Raw genomic sequence first — 26,518 nt, forward strand, 5'->3', positions numbered from 1 at the left:
ATCTATACTTCTTTCCCTTCAGGTCGAGTCACTCGTACGGATTTACCATCCTTCTTGGCAAAGCCCAAGCGTACAGCCTTAATTTTCTTCTTTGGCTTCGCTTTGTTCTCTGCTTTTGCGTCGTGAAACATCACATTGGAAATATGGATTGGGAATTCGATTTCAATCGCACCACCACCAGGGTTTTCCTGAGTTGGGCGAACGAATCTTTTTCTTTTGTTCACACCTTCGATATAAACACGGTCTTTGCGTTTATCAACAGCTAGAACTTTCCCTTTTTTTCCTTTTTCTTTTCCAGAAATCACAAGAACTTCATCGTCCTTTTTGATTTTTGTTTTTTTGAATTTAGTAGGCTCGGAACCTCTATATGCTAATTTAGTCGCCATTTTAGAGAACCTCCGGAGCTAGAGATATAATTTTCATGTATTTTTTATCACGTAGTTCGCGGGCAACAGGTCCGAAGATCCTTGTTCCTTTTGGATTGCCTTTATCATCGATGATGGCAACCGCATTGTCATCAAAACGGATATAGGTTCCGTCTGGACGACGAACTTCTTTTTTCGTTCTTACGACAACGGCTCTTTGAACCGCTTTGTTATGCACTTTTTTCCCTTGCCCGTCACGAAGACCGTATGCAGGTTGTGCTTCTTTCACAGCGACGATGATTTCGTCACCAAGCGTTGCGTAGCGTTTTTTCGAACCGCCAAGCACTTTAACGCACATGACTTTTTTCACACCCGAGTTATCGGCTACTTGTAAAATAGTTTCTTGTTGGATCATACTAATTTAGCCTTCTCAATTACCTTTACAAGTTTATGGTGTTTCTGTTTAGAAAGTGGTCTTGTTTCCACAGCGATGACTCGATCACCAACTTGACACTCGTTCTTCTCATCGTGAATTTTCACGCGAGAAGTTCTGGTCATAATCTTCTTAAACCGTGGGTGTACTTTTCTTGTGATGATTTCGATCACTACAGTTTTATCCATAGCATCGCTCACTACTACACCTTGGATGGTTAAAGACTTTTTAGAGTTTTTATCTTCCATAACCTACTTCTTCTTACCTTTGCTAGTTTTAGCAGCTTTTGGAGCTGAACCAGCCTTTGGTGCGATTTGTTTGAGTTTTCCTTTTGCGCTGAGTTCCTTCTCACGAAGGACAGTGAGTGCTTGGGCAATTCTCTTCTTATGATTGCGGATTACCTTTGGATTCTCAAGAGATCTTGTAACACCAAATTGGAATCTTGCTTTTCTTACTTCTTCGGAAGAGGAAAGAATTTCTTTCTTCAAATCTTCTGGAGAAAGTGATTTGAAATCGTCTTTCATAGAACGTTCCTCTTAACAAATGAAGTTTCTACTGGCAGTTTAAAAGCTGCTAGGTGGAGTGCTTTTCTTGCTGTATCTTCATCGACACCAGCCATTTCAAAAAGAACTCTTCCTGGTCGGATTTCAGCAATCCAGAACTCAGGGTTACCTTTACCTTTACCCATACGAGTTTCAGCAGGTTTTTTAGTGATTGGTAAATGAGGGAAGATCCTGATCCATAATTTCCCACCTCGTTTCACTTGGCGGTTGATAGTGATCCTTGCAGCCTCAATTTGGCGCGCAGTGATACGACCGGAAGAGATGGCTTTTAAACCAAACTCTCCGAACGCAACGTAAGAACCTCTTTCGTCCTTACCTTTTAAGCGCCCTCTTTGGCGTTTTCTAAATTTTACTCGTTTAGGTGCTAACATGATGGTTTCTCTTTAGTACTTCTTAACTCGTTCTACGTTTTACAGCGTATTTATCTTCATCGGACTCTTCTTTTGTTGGGAAGTAGTCACCTGTATAAGTCCATACTTTCACACCAATCTGACCGAAAGTCGTGAGAGCTTCTTTGAATCCAAAATCAATTTTGGCACGAAGTGTATGGAGTGGAACTCGTCCTTCCATATACTTTTCTGTTCTTGCCATATCTGCTCCGTTAAGTCTTCCGGAGATTTGGATTTTCACACCTTCAACTCCACCGCGCATCGCACGACGAAGTTCTGCTTTCATCACTCGACGGAATGGCATCCTTTGTTCGATTTGAAGAGCTACTGTTTCAGCAATCGCTTGTGCGATGATCTCAGGTTTTTTCACTTCGATGATGTTCATTCCAATCGGCTTATCAGCGAACTTTTTAAGTTCTTGTTTTACCGCTTCGATGTTTTGGCCTTTTTGACCAATCACCATACCTGGTTTTGAAGTATGGAGGTTCACGTTGATTTTTTCAGGGAATCTTTCGATTATGATTTTCACAACGGATGCATTTTTGAATTTCTTCAGAAGGAATCTACGGATCTTGATATCTTCGTGAAGATTTTTAATGTAATCTTGTTTGGAAAACCAAACCGAATCCCAGTTCCGTGTGATTCCGATTCGTAGTCCGATTGGATTTACTTTCTGACCCATAAATTAGCTAACCTTCTTTTCGATTTCAGAGACAACAACTGTGATGTGGCTAAGGCGTTTACGGATCCTAGAAGCACGTCCTCGTGCTCTTGGGCGGAAACGTTTCATGATAGGGCCATCATCCACATAGATTTTTTTAACAAAAAGTGAATTTGGATCCAAACTTTCGTTCATCTGAATGGCATTTGCCACTGCGGAATTGAGAAGGTTAATGATCATTGAACTTGCTGCTTTGTTTGTGAAACGCAAGATATCAATTGCTTCTTTGTAATCGTATCCACGAACTTCATCAGCAACCAGGCGAGCTTTTCTGGCAGAAATTCTTAGGTGTTTTCCAACTGCTTTTGCTTCCATCACTCTACCTATTTCTTCGCTACTTTTTTGTCTCCACCATGACCTTTGAAGGTTCTAGTGGGAGCAAATTCACCAAGTTTGTGACCGATCATGTTTTCGTTTACATACACCGGAACAAACGCTTTGCCATTATGAATCATCACAGTGTGACCAATCATGTCTGGATAAATTGTACTTCTTCTGGACCAAGACTTGAAGGGTGTTTTTTTCCCTTCAGAATTTAACTTGGTAATTTTTTTCATGAGGTGGTCGTCGATGAACGGACCTTTTTTTAAGCTTCTAGCCATGAGTATCTAGACCCTACCTATTCCTGTTTTTCTTACGTCTTTGGACAATAAAACGATCAGACGGTCTTGTCTTACGTGTTTTAAATCCTTTCGTAGGTTTACCCCAAGGAGTCACTGGGTGACGTCCACCGGAAGTTCTACCTTCACCACCACCGAGTGGGTGGTCCACAGGGTTCATAACGACCCCTCTTACTTTCGGTCTTTTTCCTAACCAACGGTTACGACCGGCTTTTCCAATGATGACTAAGTTATGGTCTTTATTGGAGAGTTCTCCAACAGTCGCCAAACACTCTTTACGCACCTTTCGGATTTCCGAAGAAGGGAGTTTGAGTGAAACATAGTCTCCGTCTTTAGCGGAGATCACAGCAAAGGATCCTGCTGTTCTTGCGATCTGGCCACCTTTTCCAATATGGAGTTCGATGTTATGAACGTTCGTTCCTGCAGGGATTTTATCTAAAGGAAGTGTATTCCCTAGTTTGATTTCTGCATTTGGACCCGATTCTATTTTATCCCCAACTTTTAAACCGTTTGGAGCTAAAATATATCGGTATTCACCATCCGCATAACAAACTAGTGCTATGAATGCGGAACGGTTTGGATCGTATTCAATCGTTTTGACTGTTGCAGGAATTCCAAACTTGTTACGTTTGAAATCGATGATACGAAACTTTCTTTTGTTACGTCCACCTTTCCGTCTAACAGCAATCCGACCCTTATTGTCACGACCAGCCTTATATGAAATGTTGGCAGTGAGTGGTTTGTAAGGAACCACTTCTGTGATTTCTTTGAAATCTAAAACGGAATAATACCGGCTAGATTGCGTTGTGGGTTTAAGTTTTCTAATTCCCATAATTAAACCTTAGCAAAATCCAAATTTGCTCCGTCAGCGAACGTCACTACGGCTTTTTTGTAGTGAGGTCTTTGTGACGGCATGTTTCTAAAACGTTTCATTTTCCCACGGTAAACTGCGACGTTTACATTTGTTGGAACTACGTTATACATTTGTTTCAGAGCCTGTTTGATCAAAGTTTTGTTCGCATCCGGGTGGACTTTGAACGTATACTTGACAGTTCTTTTTCCCATACGTTCGCCAATTGTTTGAAGGTCTTGCGACTTCTCTGTTACAACTGGTGATAAGATTACATTCTCTAGGTTCACTGTCTTATCCCTTCTTAGAATACTGAGCCTGAAGCTCTTTTAAAGCGCTTTCAGAGATTACTAAATTGTTATTATAGAGGATGTCTCGGCAAACGACTCGTTTGCTGTTCACATATTTGAGGTTCTCTATATTGCGAGTGGATTTTTTGAGGAATTGGTTTTCACCAGCTACCACAAAACCCACGTTACCCTTCTCTGCAATGTCCATATTCTTCAAAATGTTGTAGATGGACTTTGTGGAGTAAGAAGAAGGTTCTACGTCTTCTATGATCGCGATTCTGTTTTCTTCCGCCTTTTTATTCAGGATGGAGAGAACAGCCTTTTTCTTAACGCTGCGTGACAAGTTTGAGGAATAATCTCTTGGTTTTGGTCCATGAATGATACCACCACCAACGAAATGAGGAGCTCTGATGGATCCTTGTCTTGCACGACCAGTTCCTTTTTGAGCCCAAGGTTTGATTCCCCCACCGCGAACTTCGGAACGATCCTTTGTAGAATGTGTCCCTTGTCTGTTGTTCGCATTTTCAGCTTTAACCGCATCATAGATGGCTCCAAGCGAAATGCCGGTAGCAAATAATTCTGCCGGAAGTTCAACTTCGCTTACGAATACGCCTTCTTTATTGTATTTACGCGCTTTCATGTTCTACCTATCTATCCGATTTTTTCTATCGTAACGATACCACGTTCCCTTCCTGGAACTGGACCGGATACAAATACCAAGTTGGCGTCTGCATCAATTTTTACTACCTTCAGGTTTCGAACAGTTGTCTGCTCAGAACCCATTCTTCCGCCCATTTTCAAACCCTTGAACACACGTCCAGGAGTTGTGTTCGATCCAATCGAACCAGGGTGTCTTTGGAAACGAGAACCGTGTCCTGCAGGACCACCAGCAAATCCATGGCGTTTGACAACACCTTGTGTTCCCTTCCCTTTTGAAGTTCCGGTCACTTTTACTGTATCATCTAAAGCAAAAATATCTGCGAGTTTCACTTCTGAACCCACGGCAACACCTTCAAACCCTTTGAACTCAACCAAAGTTTTTTTAGGAGTCGCGATATTCGCTTTTTTGATATGTCCTAACTCGGCCTTTGTTAAGTGTTTCTCTTTGGCATCACCAAAAGCCAATTGAACTGCTTCGTAGCCGTCATTCGCTTCTGTTTTTACCTGGGACACAAAACAAGGACCCACGCGTAAAACGGTTACAGTAACCATCTTACCGTCGTTATTGAATATGTGGGCCATGCCCAATTTTTCGCCGATTAAACCTTTAGCCATGGATCCTATCCTTAGGATTTAATATCTACGGAAACTCCAGCAGGGAGTTGAAGCTTCATCAGGGCCTCTACCGTATCTTCATTCGTATTTAAAATATCGATGAGTCTCTTGTGAGTTCTCATTTCAAATTGTTCTCTAGCTTTTTTATTCACGTGCGGAGAACGTAATACCGTGTAGATTTCTTTTTTCGTTGGGAGTGGGATTGGACCGGAGACAGTAGCTCCGGTCCTCTTCGCAGTCGCAACGATTTCAAAGGTTGATTGGTCAATCAACCGATGATCGAAAGCTTTTAACTTAACGCGAATTCTTTGTCCAGCCATTGCGATTACTCAACGATCTCCGCAACAACACCAGAACCAATCGTTCTTCCACCCTCACGGATCGCGAACTTCAAACCTTGGTCCATGGCAATCGGGTGAATCAGTTCGATTGACATCGTTACGTTATCACCTGGCATAACCATTTCCATTCCACCAGGTAAGTTACAAACACCAGTGATGTCAGTAGTTCTGAAGTAGAATTGTGGACGGTAGTTATTAAAGAATGGAGTGTGACGTCCACCTTCGTCTTTAGTAAGAACGTAAACTTCCGCTTTAAACTTTCTGTGTGGAGTGATCGTACCCGGTTTCGCAAGAACTTGACCTCTTTCGATGTCTTCTTTTTTCGTTCCGCGAAGAAGAGCACCGATATTGTCCCCTGCTTCTGCTTGATCGAGTAGTTTACGGAACATTTCAATACCAGTAACAACTGATTTTGAAGTATCTCGAATACCAACAATCTCGATCTCGTCGTTGATTTTAAGAACACCTTGCTCTACACGACCAGTAGCAACAGTTCCACGACCAGTGATTGAGAACACGTCCTCAACTGGCATTAGGAAAGGTTTGTCAACGATACGAGTAGGGTTTGGAACGTAAGTATCAACTGCTTCCATCAATTTCAAAATGGATTTCATTCCAAGGTCAGAATCTTCACCCTCTAGAGCTTTTAATGCAGAACCAGAGATGAAAGGTGTTTTATCACCTGGAAAGTTGTATTTGTTAAGAAGGTCTTTGATTTCCTCTTTTACCATCTCAACCATATCGTCTCTTTCATCAGCAGCGAGCATGTCAGCTTTGTTAAGATAAACAACGATATAAGGAACACCAACTTGGCGAGCAAGGAGGATGTGTTCTTTTGTTTGTGGCATAGCACCGTCAGTTGCAGATACTACGAGAATCGCAGCGTCCATCTGAGCAGCACCAGTAATCATGTTTTTTACATAGTCAGCGTGACCTGGACAATCTACGTGTGCATAGTGACGGTTAGGAGTTTCATATTCCTGGTGAGACGTTGCAATAGTGATCCCACGAGCCTTTTCTTCTGGCGCGTTATCGATTTGGTCATAAGCAACAGCTTTGTTCTTACCACCAATCGCTTTCGCAAGGGTAGTAGTGATCGCCGCTGTTAGCGTAGTTTTACCGTGGTCAACGTGACCAATAGTTCCGATGTTTAAGTGTGGTTTTGAACGGTCAAATTTTTCTTTAGCCATTGTTAGAATCTACTCCTCAATCGTGGTGCAAGACCCGATATTCGGTTCTTTACTCCTTTAGAACTGCATAAAATTCAGAGGTAAAAGCAGTCCTTTCCCAAGAAATGCCAATCCCTTTGGTCATGTTTCTAAGAGCCCCTGAAAAGCCAAGCAGGTTTTGGGCCGATGCATTGGCTTTTAAGTGACTCTTCCCTGCCACAGCCTCAAAGATGGATATCACCTTTGCGTTCCTGCGACTTAGATCAGAAAGAACTACACCTAAGTGGTCTGTGTCTACCATCACCTCGATTTCAGTGAGGGGACAAACCAAATATGTGTTTGATGGAAAACACTCCTTCACTCCTGCAAGTATCGCTACTTTGAGTAACGTGAGAGTGGTTTGTAGGTCTCCCTTAGGCATCTCATATGAGAGAACTCTAAGTCTGAGGCCACAAACTTCTTCACCATAAAACCCGTGTAAGCAGGCTTCCATGAAAGACGTTTCTATCGAATGTTTTACTTCTTCCGGAAGACTTACCTCGAAGGCAATATGCTTCGAAAAATCGGCAGTATCTTCCAGGACTGCGATGAGCGCGCCGCTTGACTTTTGGTCTTCAAAGGCACGATGCTCTAGGGCAACCTTATGAGACATTTTTTTAAAAAGCTCTAATTTGGCAATGTTTATCGAACTAAAAGAGAGTTTTTTTTCAGTTTTCGCAGAGATCCGGCGGATTCCGATTTCCAAATGTAACTCCCCTCGCCCATATAGGACAATTTGTCCTGTTTCTTCCTTTAACTCATGGCGATACCCTGGGTCTTCCCAGACAAGCTCCTCTAGGCGACATAACCAGAACTCTTTATCCGAAGATTCTTCTGGTTCAATCACAATCGAAAAAGGACTTGGATTCCTATTTGAATTTTCGTTGTGATCTTTTGGTGCCAGATCCCTTCGCAGAGTCACTGGCAAACCTGGTAAAAGGTCCAAGTCATTGTGGGATTTGAGTAAAATGAGTTTTCCTTTCTGTAACGTATGGATACCTGTCTCTCCGGAAGCACCCAAAAACTGAAATCGTTCTTCCGGATCGTTTTCCTCTGTTGTGAATTTTCCCTTCCTCTGACCCATTGTCATATTCTTGAGACTTGTAAGTTCCAAATCTTTTGTTGGGTATACGACCGCATAACGACCAATTTCGGGTGCCATCCGGCGTGAAAGAACAAGGAGCGGAAAAACTTCTGAAGAAAGTTCCCTTGTATCCTTTGGTTCAGTCCAAAGCACCAAATCCAAAAGTTCCCGAACCCCTTCTCCCGTTTTGGCAGATCCTCCATACACCGGATAAAGTTTTCCTGACTTTGAACCAGTGCTTAAACCAATCATTGGAAAATCCGTTTGGCCCGATGGGTCATTCCAGGAGGAAATCATTAAATCATCATTCCATGACAGAAGTTCCTCTTTCACTGCCTTGGGAAAAGACATAGCGTTGCTTAGATAAAATTCTAATTTTCCGGATTTATCTTTTTGGAATAAAGACACAGGTGCTCCTCCCAAAATTTCCTCGAGAGAAACCAACGTATCCAAATAATCATCCCCAAACCGATCGAGTTTGTTGATGAAAAACACCATCGGAACATTTGCCATCCGCAACTCTTCAATGACGAGCCTTGCTTGCGATTGGACAACCGTTCCTGCCTCCAAAACCACAATCGCAGATTCCATTGCGGGCAATAGGTCTGTAACTTGGTTCCTAAAATCGATATGTCCTGGCGTATCAATCAGTTGGATTTCAAAGGAACCAAAAGAAGTTTTCCAAGGAACAACATGAAAACTGGTTCGTATGGAAATCCCTCTTTCGATTTCTTCTTGGAGTTGGTCAGATTCAGTATTACCATCTTCAATGGTGCCCACAGCAGAAATGACACCTGCTTCGAATAAGATTCGTTCGGTGAGGGTAGTTTTCCCAGAATCAATATGAGCAAAAATGCCTATGGTGCGGTAGATCATGGTTTATTGGTACGTCGGAAAATAAAAAAGCCAGGCATAAACCTGGCTTGTTAGTGATTGGAATCGAATAAAAGAGATTACCAGCGGTAGTGAGAGAATGCCTTGTTGGCATCTGCCATCTTTCTGATGTCTTCTTTTTTCTTGATCGCAGAACCTGTGCCTTTTTGAGCTTCCATAAATTCTGCGGCCAATTTGTTCTTCATCGATTTTTCATTTCTACCACGGCTATATTTAATTAGCCATCTGATTCCTAGTGCAAGACGTCTTTCAGGACGAACTTCGATTGGAACTTGGTAAGTCACACCACCCACACGACGTGATTTAACTTCTACTTGTGGTTTTGCATTTTCTAAAGCTTCTTGGAAAACAGCAAAAGGATCTTGTCCTGTTTTTTTCGCAATGACTTCTAAAGCGTCGTAGAACACTGCTTCTGCGACACTTTTTTTACCATCTACCATAAGGCAGTTGATAAACTTGGAAATCACTTTGTCGTTGTATTTTGGATCGCCTTCGATGTGGCGCGGTTCAACTTTTCCTCTTCTTCTAGACATATACCTTTCTCCGATTACGCTTTAGGACGCTTCGCGCCGTATTTAGAACGTCCTTTGCGACGTTTGTCCACACCGAGTGTATCCAGTGTTCCACGAATGATATGATAACGAACCCCTGGTAAATCTTTTACCCTTCCACCACGGATGAGAACAACGTTGTGTTCTTGGAGGTTGTGGCCTTCGCCTGGGATATAAGCTGTGACTTCAATTCCAGTTGTCAAACGTACCCTTGCAACTTTTCGAAGAGCCGAGTTTGGTTTTTTGGGAGTGAAAGTCATCACCCTAGTGCAAACTCCACGTCTTTGTGGGCATGCTTTTAGAGCGGGAGATTTAGTTCTTTTCTTTTGGTCTTCTCTTCCGATACGGATGAGCTGGTTAATTGTAGGCATTCGATTCCTTCTTCTACTTCTCTTTTTAAAAAAATAATGACGTTTTCGTCCAAAATTCCAGACAAGGACATTTTGTAAACGAAAACATGATTTTTGTCCCTAGAAACCATCCTTTTTAGATGATTTCTAGAGTGATCCTTTAATGACTAATCGTCATCGTCCTCATCATCGGAGTCGTCAGATTCTTCTTCCAACTCATCCTCGTCTTCGTCTTCTTCTGCCACAAGTCTTGAAAGTGTGGCTGTCGAAACTGGCGCCGATTCGGAAAGTTCAGAAACTTCTTCTTCCTCTTCTTCAGACTCAAGGTCCCAATCCAAATCCCCAGGGAGTTCTTTGAAAACTTCAATGTCACGGTATTTTTTCATACCAGTTCCCGCAGGGATCATGTGACCAATGATGACGTTTTCTTTAAGGCCCATTAGGTTATCTGTTTTGCCTTTGATGGCCGCATCTGTCAGAACCTTTGTTGTTTCTTGGAACGATGCTGCCGAGAAATAAGACTCAGTGTTAAGAGATGCTTTGGTCAAACCAAGAAGCACTGGAGTTCCTTGTGCAGGAGATCCCCCCTCTTTTTCCACTCTATCGTTTTCTTCATCAAAGAGAAATTTATCCACTTGTTGTTGGTTCACAAAGGATGTGTCCCCACTATCAGTGATGATCACCTTACGAAGCATTTGGCGAACCACAACTTCGATGTGTTTATCGTTGATATGAACCCCTTGCAAACGGTATACTTCTTGCACTTCGGATACTAAGTATTCATGGAGTGCATTTGGTCCCTTAATGGTAAGGATATCATGTGGGTCAAAGTTTCCTTCATCCAACTGGTCACCACGTTTTACGAAGTCACCTTGGCGAACACGGATTTGTTTTCCGATTGGGATCGCCACTTTAACCTTTTCTTGTTCTGGTGAATCAGGGAGGATATAGAGGATTCGTTTTTCTTTTACGATTTCCCCTTTGTCTTCGATTTTACCATCGATTTCAGCAAGTGTGCAGGCATCTTTTGGACGGCGGGCTTCAAAAAGTTCGTCTACCCGTGGAAGACCACCCGTGATATCACGAGTTTTTTCAGCCACAGATGGGATTTTAAAGATCACATCCCCTTCTCTGACTTTGTCTCCATTTTGGAATTGGAGGAGTGCATCCACAGGAACGGAATACCCGTCAGAACCAACAATGACTTTGGGAACGAGACGGTCTTTTTTCTGCTCTACCACTTTGAGGATGATATTCGAAGTTTTAGGATCTACATCACGACGGACGTTTTTACCAATTTCTAAATCTTCCCATTGAATGGTTCCTGCAGTTTCCGAAACAGCCACTTCGTTGTAAGGGTCAAACTCAGCGAGTGCTTTGTTTTCTTCGACAATTTGGCCTTCTTCTGCTTTTAAGATGGTTCCGATTTTCACAGGAATCACAATGTCATCACCGAGAATGCGTAGTGTGGTTCCTACAAGAGAAACAACACCTGCTTGGTCTGAAGTGACACGTTGTTCTGTGGATTCACCCACTTGTGTCGCAAACACTTCTCCCTTTTCCAATCGTTGGCCATCCACAATCCGCACACTGGAAAGAGATTCTGTGTTGAACTCTTGGATGAGTCGGTTCACAATGATGGTTCCTCGACGAGCAAATACCTTTGCGCCATTCGCATTTGTCACCAAACGACCGTTTACTGATTTCACTAAAGAACGGAAAGGAACTTTGTGTTCTTTCTCTTGGATCGTTGCCGATGCCGCACCACCCACGTGGAAAGTTCTCATCGTAAGCTGTGTTCCTGGTTGGCCGATTGACTGAGCCGCAATGGTTCCCACTGCTTCTCCAATCTCTGCCGGAACAAGGCGTGCCATATCCATACCATAACATTTTGTACAAATTCCATGGCGGGAACGGCAAGTCAGAGGTGATCGAACTTTGATTTTATCATAACCTAGGTTTTCAATCTGTTGACCAAGAGCTCTTGTGATAAGAGTATCTTTTGGAAATACCACTTTCTCTGTCACAGGGTCCACTAGATCTTCCGCTGTGTAACGTCCGAACACTCTGTCCGCAAGGGAAACAATGACGTTTTCTCCTTCTTTTACGATACCGAGAGTGATGTTGGCTTTTGTTCCACAATCATCTTCCGAAACGATTACGTCCTGAGAAATATCCACAAGACGACGAGTGAGGTAACCGGCATCGGCCGTTTTTAGCGCTGTATCCGCAAGACCTTTCCTCGCACCATGTGTAGAGATAAAAAATTCTAAGACCCCAAGGCCTTCACGGAAGTTGGAACGAATCGCAAGTTCAATGATTTCCCCAGACGGTTTCGCCATAAGTCCCCGCATCCCTGCAAGCTGGCGGATCTGTTGTTTGGATCCACGTGCACCAGACGCTGCCATGACGTATACCGGGTTAAATCCCGCTTGGTCTTTTTCGAGTTCTTTGAACATCCCTTCTGTAATGCGGTCATTGGTTTTTGTCCAAATCTCGATTACTTTTTTACGACGTTCTTCGTTCGTAATGATCCCTTTACGATACTCCATATCCGCTTTTTCTACTTCTTTGTTGGCATCATTCACAAGTCCCTCTTTTTGAGGAGAAACTCGGATGTCATCAATCGAGATGGTAGGAGCAAATACAGTTGCGTAACGGTATCCAAGTCGTTTGATTTCATCGAGCATCACAACAGTGATCCCAGGTCCAAACTTCTCGTAAACGTCTGCGATGATTTTGTTTGTTTCTTTATCACCGAGAGTTCTGTTGATGTACACATACCCTTTTGGCATCACTTGGTTGAAGATAAGCCTTCCCGGTGTGGTTTCGATGATTTTCCCTTCATGTAAAACAGAGATTTTGGAGCGAATTTCAACCGTTTTTGTTTCGATTGCATACATCACTTCTTCGAGACCAGTGAAAAATTTTCCTTCACCCTTAGCGTCTTTTACTTCTGACGTGAGGTAATAAATTCCAAGAACGATATCTTGTGTTGGTCCACAAATTGGCTGTCCATTTGCTGGGTTTAAGATGTTATGCGGTGATAACATCAGCATCCAAGTTTCGAGCTGTGCTTTTGGAGCGAGCGGAACGTGGATCGCCATTTGGTCCCCGTCAAAGTCAGCGTTAAACGCATGGCATACAAGTGGGTGGAGTTTGATTGCCTTTCCTTCTACAAGGACTGGTAAAAATGCTTGGATTCCAAGTCTGTGAAGAGTCGGAGCACGGTTGAGGAGAACTGGGTGTTCTTTGACGACTGTTTCCAATACATCAAAAACTTCTTTGTCTTCTGCTTCGATTTTTTTCTTCGCAGATTTGATGTTTGGTGCTAGTTCCAAATCCACAAGGCGTTTCATGATGAATGGTTTGAAAAGTTCCAAAGCCATCTTTTTCGGAAGACCCATTTGGTGGTATTTGAGTTCAGGACCCACTACGATCACGGAACGACCCGAGTAATCCACACGTTTTCCAAGTAGGTTTTGGCGGAAACGACCTTGTTTTCCTTTGAGCATGTCAGAAATCGACTTGAGTGGTCTATTTCCTTTTCCTTTCACGGTACGTTTGCGACGGCTGTTATCAAAAAGAGCATCAACTGCTTCTTGTAGCATACGTTTTTCGTTTCGTACGATGATCTCAGGCGCTTTAAGTGCAAGGAGTCGTTTCAAACGGTTGTTACGGTTGATCACACGGCGATATAAATCGTTAAGGTCAGAAGTTGCAAAACGTCCCCCTTCCAATTGCACCATCGGACGAAGTTCTGGTGGGATCACGGGAACGACATCTAGAACCATCCATTCAGGACGGTTTCCCGAATCTCGGAAGGCTTCGAGAACTTCAAGGCGTTTGAAAATACGTTTGTCGGAGATTTTGTTTTTATCTTGGATCTTTTGACGGATCACACGTGCTTCTGCATCCACGTCGATACGTGCGAGCAGTTCTTTGATGGCGTCCCCACCAATCCCTGCGATAAATTTATCACCGTATTCATCTAAATAATTATGGTATTCATCTTCATCGATGAGTTCCCCTCTGTTCCTACCGGAATCAGCTGGGTCAATGATCACATACTTCTCGAAGTAAAGAACACTTTTGAGTTGGTTGATCGTCATATCAAGGAGGAGTCCCATTCGAGATGGAACAGAACGGTAATACCAAATATGCGAAACAGGTGCCGCAAGTTCAATATGACCCATTCTTTCACGACGAACTTTGGAGTGAGTTACCTCAACACCACATTTGTCGCAAACCACTCCCTTATAACGGATGGATTTGAATTTACCGCAGTAACATTCCCAATCCTTTGTGGTTCCGAAGATTTTTTCGCAGAATAGACCATCTCGCTCCGGTTTTAGGGTACGGTAGTTGATCGTTTCCGGTTTTTTCACTTCCCCGAAAGACCACTCTTTGATCCGTTCGGGTGATGCCAAACGGATCGTAATCGATTCAAAACTATTGTAATTTCTCATACTTTTTCCCTTCCCTAAACGTTTTCAATGGTCTCGAATTTGATTTTCTTTTTGTTTTTCGAGAATTCATCTTCGTAATCAGAGATATCCACTTCCAATCCTTCGGAGTCTTTGATGATGATGTCAAGTGCCAGACCTCTAAGTTCCTGAACAAGAACGTTGAATGATTCTGGGATCCCTGGTTTAATTGAGTGGATTCCTTTGACAATCGCTTCGTAAATTCTTGCACGACCAAGCATATCATCCGACTTGATGGTGAGTAACTCTTGTAAGGTGTGTGATGCACCATACGCTTCGAGAGCCCAAACTTCCATCTCACCGAGCCTTTGTCCCCCGAACTGCGCTTTACCACCGAGTGGTTGTTGCGTAACGAGTGAGTAAGGACCAGTGGATCTTGCGTGGATTTTGTCATCCACCAAGTGAGCCAGTTTCAACATGTAAATGTATCCGCAGAATACTTGGTTAATGAATTTTTCTCCCGTTCTTCCATCATATAACTGAAATTTGCTGTTTTCTGGTAATCCTGCTTTTTTGCAGAAATCATGAACGTCACCTTCAGATGCTCCATCAAACACCGGTGTTTCAAAATTGATCCCGAGTTTTTTTGCAGCGAAACCTAGTTGGGTTTCAAAAATCTGACCGAGGTTCATCCTTGAAGGAACACCCAAAGGGTTTAACACGATATCAACTGGAGTTCCATCTTCCATGTATGGCATATCTTCTTGTGCCATGACACGTGCAACGACCCCTTTGTTTCCGTGACGTCCCGCCATTTTATCACCCACGAGGAGTTTACGTTTACGCGCAACATACACTTTCACCATTTCTTCCACGCCAGCAGCGAGTTCATCGCCTGTCTCACGGGAATAACGTTTGATATCGATCACAGTTCCTTCAAAACCGTTTGGCATACGAAGAGAAGAGTCTCTTACTTCTTTTGCCTTTTCTCCAAAAATGGAGTGTAATAATTTATATTCTGGTGTGAGGTCGGTTTCCCCTTTGGGAGTCACCATCCCCACTAGGATGTCACCAGGTTTCACTTCTGCACCGATACGGATCACACCTGACTCATCCAAATCACGGAACGCTTTGTCCGAAAGATTTGGAATGTCGCGAGTGATTTGTTCTTGTCCAAGTTTTGTTTCCCGAGCTTGGATTTCGAATTCTTCAATGTGGATCGAAGAGAAAACATCGTCTTTGATGATCCGTTCAGAAATGAGAATCGCATCCTCAAAGTTGTATCCTTCCCAAGGCATAAATGCCACAAGAACGTTACGTCCTAATGCCAAATAACCAGCGTCAGTGGAAGGTCCGTTTGCGAGGACAGTTCCTTTTTGCAGGATCTGACCAAAGTCACCGTATTTTTCCCCTTTGATGATTTGTCCAGCAACAGGAGCACCAACTCCTAGTTCCTGCCCTTCTTTCACAACGGAATGGAACTGAACTTCATCAGAAAGAAGTAGTTCGTGTGTTTCTTTTTCACCATTCGGAGATGTTACTTCGATCCGTTCTTTAGAAACCTTACTTACCTTTCCACCTGTTGTGGTGTGAAGCATGGATACGTTCGGTTTTTGGTTAAAACATGTACCTTGGTTGGTTTTTTTGAATTTAATGAGTGGGTAGTGGACGATCTCTTTGGATTGGTCTTCTTTGATCCAAACACCAGTAGCATCTACTTTGGAAACTACACCATCTTTTTTAGCAACAATACATACCCCAGCATCATAAGCTGCACGAGCTTCCATACCTGTTCCAACAAACGGCGCTTCTTCTGTGAGAAGTGGCACTGCTTGTCGTTGCATGTTGGAACCCATAAGCGCACGGTTCGCATCATCGTGCTCAAGGAATGGAATGAGGGCTGTTGAGACAGACACTACTTGCAAAGGAGCAAGGTCCATGTACTGGATCTCAGATGGGCTACGGAAAGGGAAGTCCCCTCTATGGCGAGTGGAGATAAGTTTGGATGTGAATTCACCCTTCTCATCCACAGTCGAATTCGACTGCGCCATATAGTGATATTCTTCTTTGTCTGCAGTGAGGTATTCTACTTGTTTTTGGACCTTTCCGTTTTTCACAAGGCGGTATGGAGTTTCAATGAAACCATAATCGTTGACTCGTGCAAAACTAGACATGGAAAGGATGAGACCAATGTTTGGACCTTCCGGTGTTTCAATTGGGCACATACGACCATAGTGAGAATAATGAACGTCACGAACCTCAAAACCGGCTCTATCACGAGAAAGTCCCCCAGGTCCAAGAGCGTTTAACCTACGTTTGTGGGTAAGTTCTGCCAATGGATTGGTTTGGTCCATAAACTGGGAAAGTTGTGAAGATCCAAAAAACTCATTGATCACAGCCGTGATTGGTTTGATCGAAATAAGAAGCTGCGGAGTTTGTTGTTCCGGTTCTTGAACGGTCATTCTTTCTTTGATCACTCGTTCTACGCGAGAAAATCCAAGTTTCAATTGGTTGGCAATAAGCTCACCCACAGAACGGATCCTTCTGTTTCCTAAGTGGTCAATGTCATCTGGGTAATAATTTTCTGCCTCAGACATAAGCATCACTAGATAACGAACGGTTTCAATGATGTCTTGTTTTCTTAAAACACGGTCTTCTGCTTTTGCAAAATCTTTTGGGTTATTGAATTCGAATTTGCTATTGATTTTGTAACGACCAACAATTCCCAAATCAAATGTTTTTGGTGAGAAAAAGAGTCGTTTGAGTTCTGCTTCCGCGTTTTCGATCGTTGAAGGTTCCCCTGGTCTCATAATTGTATGAAACTTTTTGACCGCATCTTCGTAGTCGTTAACACCGTCTTTTTCTAAGCAGTTGATAAGAACTGGGTTGTCCTTTCCTTTCGGAAATTCAATGACATCCACATCTTTTACCTTCATTTCACGAAGGATGGAAATATTGTCTTCATTGATTTTGGAACCAGCATCGAGCATGACCTCACCAGTTTCCATGTTGATGATATCAGCGATGGTTCGGCGGCCAATCAGACGTTTGAGGTCTTTTGGATTGGCACCTGCAATCTTCATCTTGGAAGAACCATAGAAAAGGCGTAATACTTCTTCGTTGGTTCCCATACCCATAGCCTTGACGAGTAGGGTTGCTGGGAATTTTTTCTTACGGTCGATTTTGGCAACAAGGATCCCTTTATTGTCCATTTCAAATTCCAACCAAGAACCTCGGTAAGGAATCACGCGAGCAGAGAAAGTATCTCTCACTTGGTCATAAGAAAAGAAAATACCAGGAGATCTGTGTAACTGGCTTACCACTACTCTTTCTGCACCATTGATGATGAAAGTTCCGTGGTCTGTCATCACTGGCAGGTCACCCATATAAACAACTTGTTCGCGGATTTCCCCGGTGTCCTTGATGATGAGTCGGATGACTGCTTTTAGCGGAACCGCATAAGAGGAATCAGTGTCTTTACACTCTTGAGGGTCACGTTTTGGTTCCCCCAACACGTAATGCCCATATTCCATGACCATATCGTTGTTTGGTGATTCAATTGGGAAGGATTCACGGAATACTGCTTCCAACCCTTGGTTCAGGCGTTTCGTCGGATCTTTCACTTCCGACTGGAGGAACCAATCAAAGGATTTTTTCTGTACGTAGATAAGATTAGGAAGTAAATTGAGGTCGGTAATTTTACCGAAATTTACCCGGTTTCTAATTTGCATTCGGGTATGCATGGAATACTCTCCCTAGAGACGTCAAAATAATAGATGGTATGATAAATGAAAAAATAGAGGTGGGGACGCCTACGGCCTCCCTGCCTCTAAGTTTTTGAAGACTGGGTTTAAAAATTGGCAACCGATTAACCGGCAGCAGCAACTTCTACTTGAGCCCCAACACCTTCGAGTTTTTTCTTAATATCAGCAGCTTCATCTTTAGAAACCCCTTCTTTCACTGATTTTCCACCAGCTTCAACAAGAGTTTTCGCATCTGCTAATCCAAGACCAGTGATTTCGCGAACGAGTTTAATAACGTCGATCTTTTTGTCACCGTGTGCTTTCAAGATAACATTGAAAGTTGCTGGTTCTTCAGCAGCAGCAGCGCCACCACCCGCACCCGCAACAGCCGCTACCGCAACCGGTGCAGCAGCAGAAATCCCGAATTTCTCCTCCATCTTTTTCACTAGGTCAGCAGCCTGAACTAATGTAAGACTTCCAATTTGTTCTAATAGCGCGTCAACAGACATCTATATTCTCCTTATCCTACTAATCACTATGATTACTATTTGCCGTTTTTCTCGGCTACAGCATTGATGGCGCGAGCCAATGATGCCATGATTTGATTGATTCCAGAAGCAATTTGCGTTGCAGGAGCATTGATCCCACGAGCCACTTGCGCAAGAAGTTCTTGTTTGGACGGAAGTCCAGCAATCGCTTCTACTCCAGATTTTCCCAAAACCTCACCGTCCATATAGCCGGTTTTGATTTCGAGTTCCTTCTTATCTTTTGCAAAGTCCTTACAAACTTTTGCTACTGCTGGAAGTGCATCCAGAGAGAAAATCGCTGCAAGTGGTCCTTTGTAAACATCTCCAAAGTCAATGGAGTTGTTTTTATGTTCAGAAGACTCTTTTAATGCACGGAGGAAAAGGTTGTTTTTGATTACCTTCATCTCCGATCCTTCCTTGCGAAGTTTCGCACGAAGGTTGGACATATCTTCAACAGTTAAACCGCTGTAAGATGCTAAAATAAAGTTTGGTCGTTTTTCCAAACGACTCTTTAGTTCAGATACTGCTTCAATTTTAGATGGATTTGCCATGTTTCTTACTCGTTATATGTTCGCGTTTACTAGTTCTTTTACATCGACTTTTACGCCGATTCCCATCGTTGCTGCTACTGAGAAAGACTTAAGGTAATCTCCCTTCGCATCGGAAGGTTTGTCTTTCATAAGGGCTGCAACAACAGCATTGATGTTATCAGAAAGTTTGTCGTCAGAGAAGGAACATTTCCCTACGCCTAAGTGAACCACTCCCCCTTTGTCAGGGCGGTATTCAATTCTACCCGCTTTGAGTTCTTTCACTGCTTTTGATACATCAGTTGTGACTGTACCTGCTTTTGGTTTTGGCATAAGGCCTTTACGACCAAGAACTGGACCAAGTTTACCCACTTCTTTCATCATGTCAGGAGTCGCCACGCAAGCATCAAAATCAGTCCAACCACCGGATACTTTTTCGATTAAGTCCATATCACCAACGAAATCAGCTCCCGCCTCTCTCGCTTCGTTTTGTTTGTCTCCTTTGCAGAAAACCAAAACTTTAATGGTTTTTCCTGTTCCGTGTGGAAGAGAAATTGTCCCTCTTACGTTTTGAAGAGACTTATAATTGATTTTTGTCGAGATCTCTAAAGTTCCGTCGAACTTTGAGTAACTGGTCGCTTTCGCTAAACCGACTGCCTCACCAAGGGTATAAGCCTTTGTGCGATCGACTTTCTCTTTGAGTTGGATGTATTTTTTGCCGCGTTTCATGACTTCGGTTCCCGTTTCTTAATGATTACTCGACGTTAACGCCCATGGATCGGCAAGTTCCAGCAATGATTTTCACTGCTGCATCTAAGTCGTTCGCATTGAGGTCTTCCATCTTCGTTTTTGCAATTTCTTCTAGTTGTGCGCGTTTGATCGTTCCTACTTTCACTGTGTGAGGAGTAGCAGATCCACCTTGGAGTCCAAGAGCCTTCATCACAAGAAGGGCAGCTGGAGGTGATTTAGTGACGAAAGTAAAACTTCTGTCAGAGTAAACAGTGATCACCACTGGGAGTTTGAGTCCCATTTGGTTTTTTGATCTCTCATTGAACTGTTTACAAAATTCCATAATATTGAGTCCGGCCTGACCAAGTGCGGGACCTACCGGAGGAGCTGGGTTTGCTTTCCCCGCTTCTACTTGGAGTTTAATTTGTTTTACTACTTTCTTTGCAGCCATCTCGTTTCAAGTTCCTTACTAAAAGTCAATCTACCAGTTCTATTGTTCCGATTTTACTTGGAGGTAATCCAACTCGACTGGAGTGGATCTTCCAAAAATTTCAACACGGACACGAAGCCTTCCCTTATCAGGGAAAATTTCATCGACAAGTCCTGTGAAATTTGCAAATGGACCATCTATAATTTTTAATGTTTCTCCCACTTTGAAGAGGAAACGTGGTCTTGATACTTCTTCAGATTCCACACTTCCCACATCACTGAAGAGATTTTTAATCTCATCAAGTGAAAGTGGCTCCGGACCTTTTCCCTTTCCGCCTACAAATGTAGACACAGAAGGTAAATTCTGGATTTTAAATCGAAGGTCATCGGTCATGTTCATCTCAACGAGAACGTAACCAGGCATGAGTTTTTTCTTAGTGACCTTCTTTTTGCCGTTTTTCATTTCGGCAACTTCCATTGAAGGAATTTTCACTGCGAAAATTTGGTCTTCCAGCTTTTGTTGTTGGACCATCTTTTCAATGTTTGTCTTCACCTTATTCTCGTGACCGGAATAAGTCTGAAGCACATACCATTTTTTATCTAAAGAATCGCCCACTTCCCTACCTATGTTCCTAATGCCCAGAACCACTTTAACAGTTTCAAGAATACAAAATCCGAAGCTGATAAAAATAGGGAAAAGATAAATACTGTAACTAGGACTACAACGGTAGAACTCACCACTTCTTGGCGCGTAGGCCAATGTACTTTTTCAAGTTCTGCTTTACATTCCTGAATGAAACTCGTAGCTTTCATTGATCCTTGTCCTGTTCTCTAATTCTATATTCCGTAGTTGGCAGGGCTGGAGAGAATCGAACTCCCACCAAGGACTTTGGAGATCCTAGTTCTACCATTAAACTACAGCCCTAAACAAGCCCTCTACCAGGCTTGAACTGGCGACCCCTTCCTTACCATGGAAGTGCTCTACCACTGAGCTAAGAGGGCAAACGTTTCCCACCCAAGCGCGGGTTTCCAAGCGAGGCTAGGTTTTTTACACTATTTTAAATGAGGCTCATTGGTCAATGGAAAATGAGTTTATTTCCTGGAATTGATGAAAAAACAGGAAAAATGGCGAATTTCCCTTGTGATTTTAGTTGTGGATTTCCCGGTTCGATAATAGAACCATGTGGGAAACACCCACCGCATAAGGAATGATTCGTGGCGAAACCATTTGTTGAATTAGAAGCACAAATTCCAGATTTAGTAAAGGCAAAATCGAAAATTGTCGTCCGTTCTTCTCGGATGAATCGCCAACTCGAACAGTACGTGCTTGGGCTCATCACGAACATCCTAAGTGAAGTTGGCCAATCCCAATTTGTGGAGATGTTATACACGATCTCAAAAGAACTTACCATCAATGGAATCAAAGCCAACCAAAAACGAGTTTTCTTTGAAGACGAAGGTCTAGATATCACAGACGAAACCGACTACTTCAAAGGGATCAAAGAGTATTCGAAAAAGTTCTCTGAAAAAATGGCTGATGAATATGGAAAACGATGCCTCGCACGAGGTGTCTATGTTCAAATCAAATTCCATTACTGTTTGGATGGACTACTTGTGGAAGTCACAAACAACACTCCTGTCATCAAAACCGAAGAAGTTCGGATGAGGGAAAAAATGAAGAAGTCCATGGGATATAATGACATTGCCGAATTCTATATGGACAATATGGACAACACGGAAGGTGCGGGACTTGGAATTGCCCTCATCATGATTCTACTTAAAAACGAAGGTGTTGACCCTAACCTATTTCGAATCATCACACATTCTGATCGAACCGTAGCAAGGGTCGAAATTCCGTTTAACGATAATTATGTGTCGTTCAGAAGTGCAGAACTAGCAGAAATATAATTCGTTTTTAACACTTCCTTTCTCAGTTAGATTTGTATCGACCTATGGTCTGCCTTTTTTGAAACTGGTGGACATGGAATTAAAAGGTGCAAACATTCTCGTCACCGGATCTGCCGGTGGACTCGGAAAGGCGATGGCATACCGACTCGGTAAGTCAGGTGCCAATATCATTCTCTCAGACATCCAAAAAGACAAATTGGACGAAACCGTATCCCTCTTCCAAAAAGAAGGAATCAAAACAACGGGGATCGTTGCCAATGTTGCCAAAGAAGAAGATAGCATTCGACTCATTGAAGAAGCGACTGCATTTCAAGGTAGCCTCGACGTGGCAATTCTAAACGCAGGGATTTTACGTGATGGTCTTCTCATTCGCGTAGACAAAGAAACTGGCAAAGTCAAAGGAAAGATGAGCATTGACCAATGGCAATCGGTGATTGATGTCAATTTAACAGGAGTCTTCCTGACTGCCAGAGAAGCTGCTGCAAAAATGGTGGAACAAAAAAAGGGAGTCATCATCCCTATTGCCTCCATTGCAATGCATGGAAATTCAGGACAAACCAATTACAGTGCTGCAAAAGCTGGTGTTGCTGCCATGACTGTAACTTGGTCAAAAGAACTAGCTAAGTTTGGAATTCGAGTGGCAGGGATTGCGCCAGGTTTCATTGGTACCGAAATGGTATTAAAAGATATGAACCCAGAAGCGCTTGAAAAATGGAAATCGATTATCCCAGTTGGAAGGCTTGGTGAACCAGATGAGATAGCGTCCACTGCTGAGTTTATCATTACGAATGATCTCGTTACTGGAGTGGTTTTAGAAATCTCAGGTGGAGTTCGAATCTAACTTCGATTAATCCTTTTTTGCCTTCTTTTATAGCACTGAAGGCAAATAGGATTTTCAAAATATTTTATCATTTTTTTAACAATCTGTAAAAATTTCGTAGGTAAATAATGTAAGGTTTCGTCATAAGGATATAACGGAAATCCTTACTGATGAAAATAAAAACAGAACTTTCGAAACAACAATTGGAACAAGCGATCAAAGGAATACAGGGGATTGCCCACCCAATTCGCTTACTCATCCTTTATACTTTAGCCAAAGAAGAAAAAACCGTAGGCGAACTTGTTGAATTACTTGGAACAAGCCAGTCAGCGGCTTCCCAACACTTAAGCAAGATGAAAAACAATGGTATCTTGGAATCGAGAAAGTCTTCGAACCAAGTGTTCTATCGTTTGAAAGATGCTAAGTTTAAGGATCTTATCCAAACGATTGTAAAAGTGTATAAAAAGTAAGCATTATTTCGCTTCTAACTTTAAGAGGCGAACATATTCTGCAATTGAATCCTGGAGGTTTGTAAAACCGAAGGGATACCCTACTTTTGTTAACTTTTCCATATTGGCGCATGTGTAGTATTGGTATTTGCCTTGGAGTGATTCCGGCATTTCCACATATTCGATGTTTATTGGGGTATTCATGGCTTTAAACAAAGCGGAAGCTAAATCATTCCAAGTTTCCGCCATCCCACGGCCAACATTGTAAAGTCCATACTTTCTCTCACTAAGTAGATAAATACTAATTTTACTTGCATCCTTCACATATAAAAAATCTCGTTTTTGTTCCCCATCTTTGTATTCCGGTTTGTAGGATTTAAAAAGTTTTAATTTTCCAGTATCTCGGATTTGTTCGTAACCTTTTAAAACAAGACTTCTCATTTCAGCCTTATGTGCTTCACCGTAACCAAAGACATTAAAATACTTAAGACCGATGAGTTTGTCTGCAATTTTTGTTTTTTTGGCATACAAATCAAAAAGATGTTTGGAATAACCATACATATTCAAAGGTTTTAGGTTTTCAATGGGAGCTTTGTCATCATAACCAAATTCCCCTTCTCCGTAGGTTGCTGCGCTGGATGCATATAAAAATGGAATATTTTTTTCTACAGCGAATTCAGCGAGTTTTTTCGTATAATGAAAGTTATTCTGAATTAAGTAGGTAGCGTCTTTTTCTGTCGTGGCAGAGCAGGCACCTAAATGATAGATTTCGGAAATCTCGGATAGGATTGAATGTCCCGAGTCCAAAAACGACTCAAACTTATCTTTTTCATAATAATCAGAAAAAAAATTCCTCTGTAAGTTCTTCCATTTTTCTGATGTTCCCAAATGGTCAACAACCAAGATATCAGTGTTTCCATTGTGGTTAAGGTCTTCAATGATTTGCGAGCCAATGAGACCCGCACCGCCAGTGACTAAAGTTAGTTTTTTTCCCATGACTCTGATGATTGTTTTTTCCTAACCGATACGATCTATCAACTTTTCAGATGGAATCAGGAAAAGATTTGGAAAACACTTTCCTTCCAATTCTCTAATCCCTTTCCAATACAAAATAGTTTCGTAAAGAAAAATCCTTACCGAGTAAAAAACCCATGAGTTGTTGGCACCCGATTCGGTTTTCAAATTTGGTTTTCAAAAAAAAATGATTCCTTGGATTATAAGGAATCAATCCATCTCCCAAAACGTTCTTCAACCAATTTTACGGTTTCCGGTAATGGTGTAAGAACATCAGGGATCCAGGGTTTCAATCGACAATCAAAGATGATGGGGACTTGGTAGGAGATATGATTACGAATGGTTTCCGTCCTTGCATACACATCGGAAGCAGGTTCCATACGTGTAAACATTGTCCAAATAAAATCTGAATCAGATTTTACGGAATCTTCCGAATCATCTACTAGAAAAATATATGAAAAGCCACTTAATTCCTCTTGGAGAAGAACTTCCGCCAAACGATCGTTTTGTTGAAAAGCAGAACCTTGGACAACAAGAACCCCTGGTAAAAATACTTTTGGGTTTTGAAATCGTTTATCCTTAAACGTTCCGTTGAATTCTTTTGGAAGGTTTGGAAACAGGACAGGTTTATTTGGATCAGTGATTCCCATCCACAAAAGTTTACTTCCTTTGTTTACGGTGCCACTTGTGTAATCAAGTGTATCTTGGCTGATATTGCTGAAGATAAAAAAATCAGTCCGTGGATCAGACCTTTCGGTGATCACTCGGAACGTTTCCGAAAAGTTTTTTAGATTCACACGTTCGTTTGTCACAAGTAAACACTTCGTGAGTGAAAGTTGCCCTTCTCCTAATATTCGAAGTGCACCCATAAATGCTTCACGGAAATAACGTTCTTTGACAATGGCAGCGGCAAGAGAGTGCACACCTGATTCTTCGTATGCCCAAACACCAAGAACTTGTGGCATTACCAGAGGGAACATCGGAGATAACAAATCCTGTAAAAACTCAGCGATGTAATGGTCTTCTTGTGGTGGCCTTCCGACTACAGTTGCTGCCCATATGGCATCCTTTCTGTGTAAGATATGAGAAAGATCTAAATATGGGTAATCATGTAACAAGGAATAGTATCCATAATGGTCTCCGAAAGGACCTTCTGGACGACGCAACTTAGGAGGGATGGATCCAATCAGTGCAAAATCCGCATCAGCAACGATGGGATAGGGAGAAACAGATTTGTCTTGTTTCATCCGGAGTTTTTCTCCCATGAGAAAGGAAGCAAATACAAGTTCTGGAATTTCTTCGGGAAGAGGTGCAACTGCAGCAATGGTTAAAGCGGGTGGTCCACCAATGTACACATGTGCTGGGAGAGCATTACCTTCCTTTTCAGCCTCATAATAATGAAACCCACCTCCTCTATGGATTTGGATGTGCATCCCAACCGTCTTTTCACCAAACAATTGGACCCTATACATACCCAAATTACCATTGCCTGACTTAGGGTGCTCAGTGTAGACAAGTGGTAAGGTAACAAATGGTCCACCATCTCTTGGCCAAGAAACAAGCTGTGGAAGTTCACCAACACTACCCACGGATCCATGTAGGATTGGAGCTCGTCTCACTTGTTTTAAACCCACCTGAAAAGGTAAGAGACCAAGCGATCGTTCTTTCCAAAGTTTGGAGAACCGAGGAGGAAAAATCTCCTTTGCCAGTTTGGCAAGCCTTGCGATGGATGCTACCGGTTTTGGCCCAAAGGCCAGATGGATTCGTTTTTCGGAGCCATAGAGATTTGTTGCGACGGGAAATTTGGTCCCTTTGACATTTGTGAAAAGAAGAGCCGGGCCTTTTTTGGCGACAACTCTCCTTTGAATTTCTGCTAATTCTAAATTGGGATCAACCAGGTCGGATATAACCTGGAGTTCTCCCTCTTTCTGCAAAAGTTGGACAAAATCATTCGTAGATCGTAGTGATGGCATAAAAAGGAATAGACGGCTCCTCGATTTCTTAGACGCTT

The 26,518-nt window shown here is 42.5% G+C and carries 30 protein-coding genes and 2 tRNA genes; 3 read left to right on the forward strand and 29 right to left on the reverse strand.

Annotated features, from left to right (window positions below; translation table 11 throughout):
* Nucleotides 1-2: 2 nt before the first annotated feature.
* From rplX to EHQ43_RS14150, 27 genes are all read right to left on the reverse strand, one after another.
* Complete coding sequence (rplX, locus tag EHQ43_RS14020) at nucleotides 3-386, reverse strand: 50S ribosomal protein L24 (protein ID WP_012388931.1); 384 nt, start codon at nucleotides 384-386, stop codon at nucleotides 3-5.
* 1 nt (nucleotide 387) lies between these two features.
* Nucleotides 388-780, reverse strand: coding sequence for a 50S ribosomal protein L14 (gene rplN / locus EHQ43_RS14025; RefSeq protein WP_002974152.1), 393 nt, complete (start codon nucleotides 778-780; stop codon nucleotides 388-390).
* Entirely contained in the window at nucleotides 777-1,046 is a 270-nt protein-coding gene (gene rpsQ / locus EHQ43_RS14030) for a 30S ribosomal protein S17 (protein WP_012388932.1), read from the reverse strand. The genes rplN and rpsQ overlap by 4 nt, the downstream gene beginning before the upstream one ends.
* Before the next feature lie 3 nt (nucleotides 1,047-1,049).
* Nucleotides 1,050-1,322, reverse strand: a complete 273-nt coding sequence (gene rpmC / locus EHQ43_RS14035; RefSeq protein WP_015678229.1) for a 50S ribosomal protein L29 — start codon at nucleotides 1,320-1,322, stop codon at nucleotides 1,050-1,052.
* Nucleotides 1,319-1,732: a 50S ribosomal protein L16 gene (gene rplP, locus EHQ43_RS14040; protein WP_015678382.1), complete on the reverse strand. Its 414-nt coding sequence runs from the start codon at nucleotides 1,730-1,732 to the stop codon at nucleotides 1,319-1,321. The genes rpmC and rplP overlap by 4 nt, the downstream gene beginning before the upstream one ends.
* 22 nt (nucleotides 1,733-1,754) lie before the next feature.
* Entirely contained in the window at nucleotides 1,755-2,432 is a 678-nt protein-coding gene (rpsC, locus tag EHQ43_RS14045) for a 30S ribosomal protein S3 (protein ID WP_135637646.1), read from the reverse strand.
* Nucleotides 2,433-2,435: 3 nt separating this feature from the next.
* Entirely contained in the window at nucleotides 2,436-2,786 is a 351-nt protein-coding gene (gene rplV, locus EHQ43_RS14050; RefSeq protein ID WP_012476297.1) for a 50S ribosomal protein L22, read from the reverse strand.
* A gap of 8 nt (nucleotides 2,787-2,794) precedes the next feature.
* A complete protein-coding gene (gene rpsS, locus EHQ43_RS14055) occupies nucleotides 2,795-3,073 on the reverse strand; it encodes a 30S ribosomal protein S19 (RefSeq protein ID WP_002974021.1) in 279 nt (92 codons plus the stop codon).
* Nucleotides 3,074-3,086: 13 nt separating this feature from the next.
* Nucleotides 3,087-3,923, reverse strand: a complete 837-nt coding sequence (gene rplB, locus EHQ43_RS14060) for a 50S ribosomal protein L2 (protein ID WP_135742208.1) — start codon at nucleotides 3,921-3,923, stop codon at nucleotides 3,087-3,089.
* A 2-nt stretch (nucleotides 3,924-3,925) separates the two neighbouring features.
* A complete protein-coding gene (locus EHQ43_RS14065; protein ID WP_012388938.1) occupies nucleotides 3,926-4,231 on the reverse strand; it encodes a 50S ribosomal protein L23 in 306 nt (101 codons plus the stop codon).
* A gap of 4 nt (nucleotides 4,232-4,235) precedes the next feature.
* A complete protein-coding gene (rplD, locus tag EHQ43_RS14070) occupies nucleotides 4,236-4,871 on the reverse strand; it encodes a 50S ribosomal protein L4 (protein ID WP_012388939.1) in 636 nt (211 codons plus the stop codon).
* 11 nt (nucleotides 4,872-4,882) lie between these two features.
* The gene (rplC, locus tag EHQ43_RS14075) at nucleotides 4,883-5,506 is read right to left on the reverse strand and encodes a 50S ribosomal protein L3 (RefSeq protein ID WP_012388940.1); all 624 of its coding nucleotides are present in this window, start codon (nucleotides 5,504-5,506) and stop codon (nucleotides 4,883-4,885) included.
* 11 nt (nucleotides 5,507-5,517) lie between these two features.
* Nucleotides 5,518-5,826 (reverse strand): 30S ribosomal protein S10, encoded by a 309-nt coding sequence (gene rpsJ, locus EHQ43_RS14080; RefSeq protein ID WP_002974412.1) that lies wholly within the window; start codon nucleotides 5,824-5,826, stop codon nucleotides 5,518-5,520.
* Nucleotides 5,827-5,831: 5 nt separating this feature from the next.
* Complete coding sequence (gene tuf, locus EHQ43_RS14085; protein ID WP_135655887.1) at nucleotides 5,832-7,037, reverse strand: elongation factor Tu; 1,206 nt, start codon at nucleotides 7,035-7,037, stop codon at nucleotides 5,832-5,834.
* Nucleotides 7,038-7,086: 49 nt separating this feature from the next.
* Nucleotides 7,087-9,015, reverse strand: a complete 1,929-nt coding sequence (locus EHQ43_RS14090; RefSeq protein WP_135771511.1) for an elongation factor G-like protein — start codon at nucleotides 9,013-9,015, stop codon at nucleotides 7,087-7,089.
* Nucleotides 9,016-9,092: 77 nt separating this feature from the next.
* Nucleotides 9,093-9,566 (reverse strand): 30S ribosomal protein S7, encoded by a 474-nt coding sequence (gene rpsG / locus EHQ43_RS14095; protein ID WP_015678186.1) that lies wholly within the window; start codon nucleotides 9,564-9,566, stop codon nucleotides 9,093-9,095.
* Nucleotides 9,567-9,580: 14 nt separating this feature from the next.
* A complete protein-coding gene (gene rpsL / locus EHQ43_RS14100; RefSeq protein WP_004783543.1) occupies nucleotides 9,581-9,955 on the reverse strand; it encodes a 30S ribosomal protein S12 in 375 nt (124 codons plus the stop codon).
* Nucleotides 9,956-10,101: 146 nt separating this feature from the next.
* A complete protein-coding gene (rpoC, locus tag EHQ43_RS14105; protein ID WP_135742210.1) occupies nucleotides 10,102-14,403 on the reverse strand; it encodes a DNA-directed RNA polymerase subunit beta' in 4,302 nt (1,433 codons plus the stop codon).
* A 14-nt stretch (nucleotides 14,404-14,417) separates the two neighbouring features.
* Nucleotides 14,418-18,104, reverse strand: a complete 3,687-nt coding sequence (gene rpoB / locus EHQ43_RS14110) for a DNA-directed RNA polymerase subunit beta (RefSeq protein ID WP_135771512.1) — start codon at nucleotides 18,102-18,104, stop codon at nucleotides 14,418-14,420.
* Between the two features lie 125 nt (nucleotides 18,105-18,229).
* Entirely contained in the window at nucleotides 18,230-18,613 is a 384-nt protein-coding gene (rplL, locus tag EHQ43_RS14115) for a 50S ribosomal protein L7/L12 (protein ID WP_012388946.1), read from the reverse strand.
* A 35-nt stretch (nucleotides 18,614-18,648) separates the two neighbouring features.
* The gene (rplJ, locus tag EHQ43_RS14120) at nucleotides 18,649-19,182 is read right to left on the reverse strand and encodes a 50S ribosomal protein L10 (protein WP_015678331.1); all 534 of its coding nucleotides are present in this window, start codon (nucleotides 19,180-19,182) and stop codon (nucleotides 18,649-18,651) included.
* A 12-nt stretch (nucleotides 19,183-19,194) separates the two neighbouring features.
* Nucleotides 19,195-19,887, reverse strand: a complete 693-nt coding sequence (gene rplA / locus EHQ43_RS14125; RefSeq protein WP_012388948.1) for a 50S ribosomal protein L1 — start codon at nucleotides 19,885-19,887, stop codon at nucleotides 19,195-19,197.
* Nucleotides 19,888-19,912: 25 nt separating this feature from the next.
* Nucleotides 19,913-20,338, reverse strand: coding sequence for a 50S ribosomal protein L11 (gene rplK, locus EHQ43_RS14130; protein ID WP_135604106.1), 426 nt, complete (start codon nucleotides 20,336-20,338; stop codon nucleotides 19,913-19,915).
* 39 nt (nucleotides 20,339-20,377) lie between these two features.
* The gene (gene nusG, locus EHQ43_RS14135) at nucleotides 20,378-20,932 is read right to left on the reverse strand and encodes a transcription termination/antitermination protein NusG (protein ID WP_002973653.1); all 555 of its coding nucleotides are present in this window, start codon (nucleotides 20,930-20,932) and stop codon (nucleotides 20,378-20,380) included.
* An 8-nt stretch (nucleotides 20,933-20,940) separates the two neighbouring features.
* Entirely contained in the window at nucleotides 20,941-21,129 is a 189-nt protein-coding gene (gene secE / locus EHQ43_RS14140) for a preprotein translocase subunit SecE (protein ID WP_002973751.1), read from the reverse strand.
* Nucleotides 21,130-21,167: 38 nt separating this feature from the next.
* Nucleotides 21,168-21,241: transfer RNA gene (locus EHQ43_RS14145), tRNA-Trp, on the reverse strand.
* Between the two features lie 5 nt (nucleotides 21,242-21,246).
* Nucleotides 21,247-21,318, reverse strand: a tRNA-Thr gene (locus EHQ43_RS14150).
* Nucleotides 21,319-21,531: 213 nt separating this feature from the next.
* Between EHQ43_RS14150 and EHQ43_RS14155 the strand changes: the two genes are divergently transcribed.
* The 3 genes from EHQ43_RS14155 (at nucleotide 21,532) to EHQ43_RS14165 (ending at nucleotide 23,514) form a co-directional block, all read left to right on the forward strand.
* The gene (locus tag EHQ43_RS14155) at nucleotides 21,532-22,224 is read left to right on the forward strand and encodes a histidine kinase (RefSeq protein WP_135742212.1); all 693 of its coding nucleotides are present in this window, start codon (nucleotides 21,532-21,534) and stop codon (nucleotides 22,222-22,224) included.
* Between the two features lie 73 nt (nucleotides 22,225-22,297).
* Nucleotides 22,298-23,065 carry an SDR family NAD(P)-dependent oxidoreductase gene (locus tag EHQ43_RS14160; protein WP_135754424.1) on the forward strand — a complete coding sequence of 256 codons (768 nt, stop codon included), beginning with the start codon at nucleotides 22,298-22,300 and terminating at the stop codon, nucleotides 23,063-23,065.
* A gap of 149 nt (nucleotides 23,066-23,214) precedes the next feature.
* Nucleotides 23,215-23,514 (forward strand): ArsR/SmtB family transcription factor, encoded by a 300-nt coding sequence (locus EHQ43_RS14165; protein ID WP_015677962.1) that lies wholly within the window; start codon nucleotides 23,215-23,217, stop codon nucleotides 23,512-23,514.
* A gap of 3 nt (nucleotides 23,515-23,517) precedes the next feature.
* On the opposite strand, the gene rfaD is transcribed toward EHQ43_RS14165, so the two are convergent.
* Together rfaD and EHQ43_RS14175 are read right to left on the reverse strand one after the other, a co-directional pair.
* Nucleotides 23,518-24,489: an ADP-glyceromanno-heptose 6-epimerase gene (rfaD, locus tag EHQ43_RS14170; RefSeq protein ID WP_135771513.1), complete on the reverse strand. Its 972-nt coding sequence runs from the start codon at nucleotides 24,487-24,489 to the stop codon at nucleotides 23,518-23,520.
* Between the two features lie 218 nt (nucleotides 24,490-24,707).
* Complete coding sequence (locus tag EHQ43_RS14175) at nucleotides 24,708-26,480, reverse strand: UbiD family decarboxylase (RefSeq protein WP_135771514.1); 1,773 nt, start codon at nucleotides 26,478-26,480, stop codon at nucleotides 24,708-24,710.
* Nucleotides 26,481-26,518 lie beyond the last annotated feature (38 nt).

This window comes from Leptospira bouyouniensis (assembly GCF_004769525.1).
GTDB classification, from domain to species: domain Bacteria; phylum Spirochaetota; class Leptospiria; order Leptospirales; family Leptospiraceae; genus Leptospira_A; species Leptospira_A bouyouniensis.

Coding starts and splice junctions, on each gene's coding strand:
- rplJ (WP_015678331.1), bottom strand. CDS start 19,182: ATGGCAAATCCATCTAAAATTGAAGCAGTATCTGAACTAAAGAGTCGT.
- rpsL (WP_004783543.1), bottom strand. CDS start 9,955: ATGCCTACAATTAACCAGCTCATCCGTATCGGAAGAGAAGACCAAAAG.
- rplK (WP_135604106.1), bottom strand. CDS start 20,338: ATGGCTGCAAAGAAAGTAGTAAAACAAATTAAACTCCAAGTAGAAGCG.
- rplC (WP_012388940.1), bottom strand. CDS start 5,506: ATGGCTAAAGGTTTAATCGGCGAAAAATTGGGCATGGCCCACATATTC.
- rplX (WP_012388931.1), bottom strand. CDS start 386: ATGGCGACTAAATTAGCATATAGAGGTTCCGAGCCTACTAAATTCAAA.
- rpmC (WP_015678229.1), bottom strand. CDS start 1,322: ATGAAAGACGATTTCAAATCACTTTCTCCAGAAGATTTGAAGAAAGAA.
- rpoB (WP_135771512.1), bottom strand. CDS start 18,104: ATGCATACCCGAATGCAAATTAGAAACCGGGTAAATTTCGGTAAAATT.
- rpsC (WP_135637646.1), bottom strand. CDS start 2,432: ATGGGTCAGAAAGTAAATCCAATCGGACTACGAATCGGAATCACACGG.
- rplV (WP_012476297.1), bottom strand. CDS start 2,786: ATGGAAGCAAAAGCAGTTGGAAAACACCTAAGAATTTCTGCCAGAAAA.
- tuf (WP_135655887.1), bottom strand. CDS start 7,037: ATGGCTAAAGAAAAATTTGACCGTTCAAAACCACACTTAAACATCGGA.
- rpsJ (WP_002974412.1), bottom strand. CDS start 5,826: ATGGCTGGACAAAGAATTCGCGTTAAGTTAAAAGCTTTCGATCATCGG.
- rpsQ (WP_012388932.1), bottom strand. CDS start 1,046: ATGGAAGATAAAAACTCTAAAAAGTCTTTAACCATCCAAGGTGTAGTA.
- EHQ43_RS14160 (WP_135754424.1), top strand. CDS start 22,298: ATGGAATTAAAAGGTGCAAACATTCTCGTCACCGGATCTGCCGGTGGA.
- rpsG (WP_015678186.1), bottom strand. CDS start 9,566: ATGTCTAGAAGAAGAGGAAAAGTTGAACCGCGCCACATCGAAGGCGAT.
- rplL (WP_012388946.1), bottom strand. CDS start 18,613: ATGTCTGTTGACGCGCTATTAGAACAAATTGGAAGTCTTACATTAGTT.
- EHQ43_RS14175 (WP_135771514.1), bottom strand. CDS start 26,480: ATGCCATCACTACGATCTACGAATGATTTTGTCCAACTTTTGCAGAAA.
- EHQ43_RS14165 (WP_015677962.1), top strand. CDS start 23,215: ATGAAAATAAAAACAGAACTTTCGAAACAACAATTGGAACAAGCGATC.
- rplB (WP_135742208.1), bottom strand. CDS start 3,923: ATGGGAATTAGAAAACTTAAACCCACAACGCAATCTAGCCGGTATTAT.
- rpsS (WP_002974021.1), bottom strand. CDS start 3,073: ATGGCTAGAAGCTTAAAAAAAGGTCCGTTCATCGACGACCACCTCATG.
- EHQ43_RS14090 (WP_135771511.1), bottom strand. CDS start 9,015: ATGATCTACCGCACCATAGGCATTTTTGCTCATATTGATTCTGGGAAA.
- secE (WP_002973751.1), bottom strand. CDS start 21,129: ATGAAAGCTACGAGTTTCATTCAGGAATGTAAAGCAGAACTTGAAAAA.
- rfaD (WP_135771513.1), bottom strand. CDS start 24,489: ATGGGAAAAAAACTAACTTTAGTCACTGGCGGTGCGGGTCTCATTGGC.
- rplN (WP_002974152.1), bottom strand. CDS start 780: ATGATCCAACAAGAAACTATTTTACAAGTAGCCGATAACTCGGGTGTG.
- rplA (WP_012388948.1), bottom strand. CDS start 19,887: ATGAAACGCGGCAAAAAATACATCCAACTCAAAGAGAAAGTCGATCGC.
- rpoC (WP_135742210.1), bottom strand. CDS start 14,403: ATGAGAAATTACAATAGTTTTGAATCGATTACGATCCGTTTGGCATCA.
- rplD (WP_012388939.1), bottom strand. CDS start 4,871: ATGAAAGCGCGTAAATACAATAAAGAAGGCGTATTCGTAAGCGAAGTT.
- rplP (WP_015678382.1), bottom strand. CDS start 1,732: ATGTTAGCACCTAAACGAGTAAAATTTAGAAAACGCCAAAGAGGGCGC.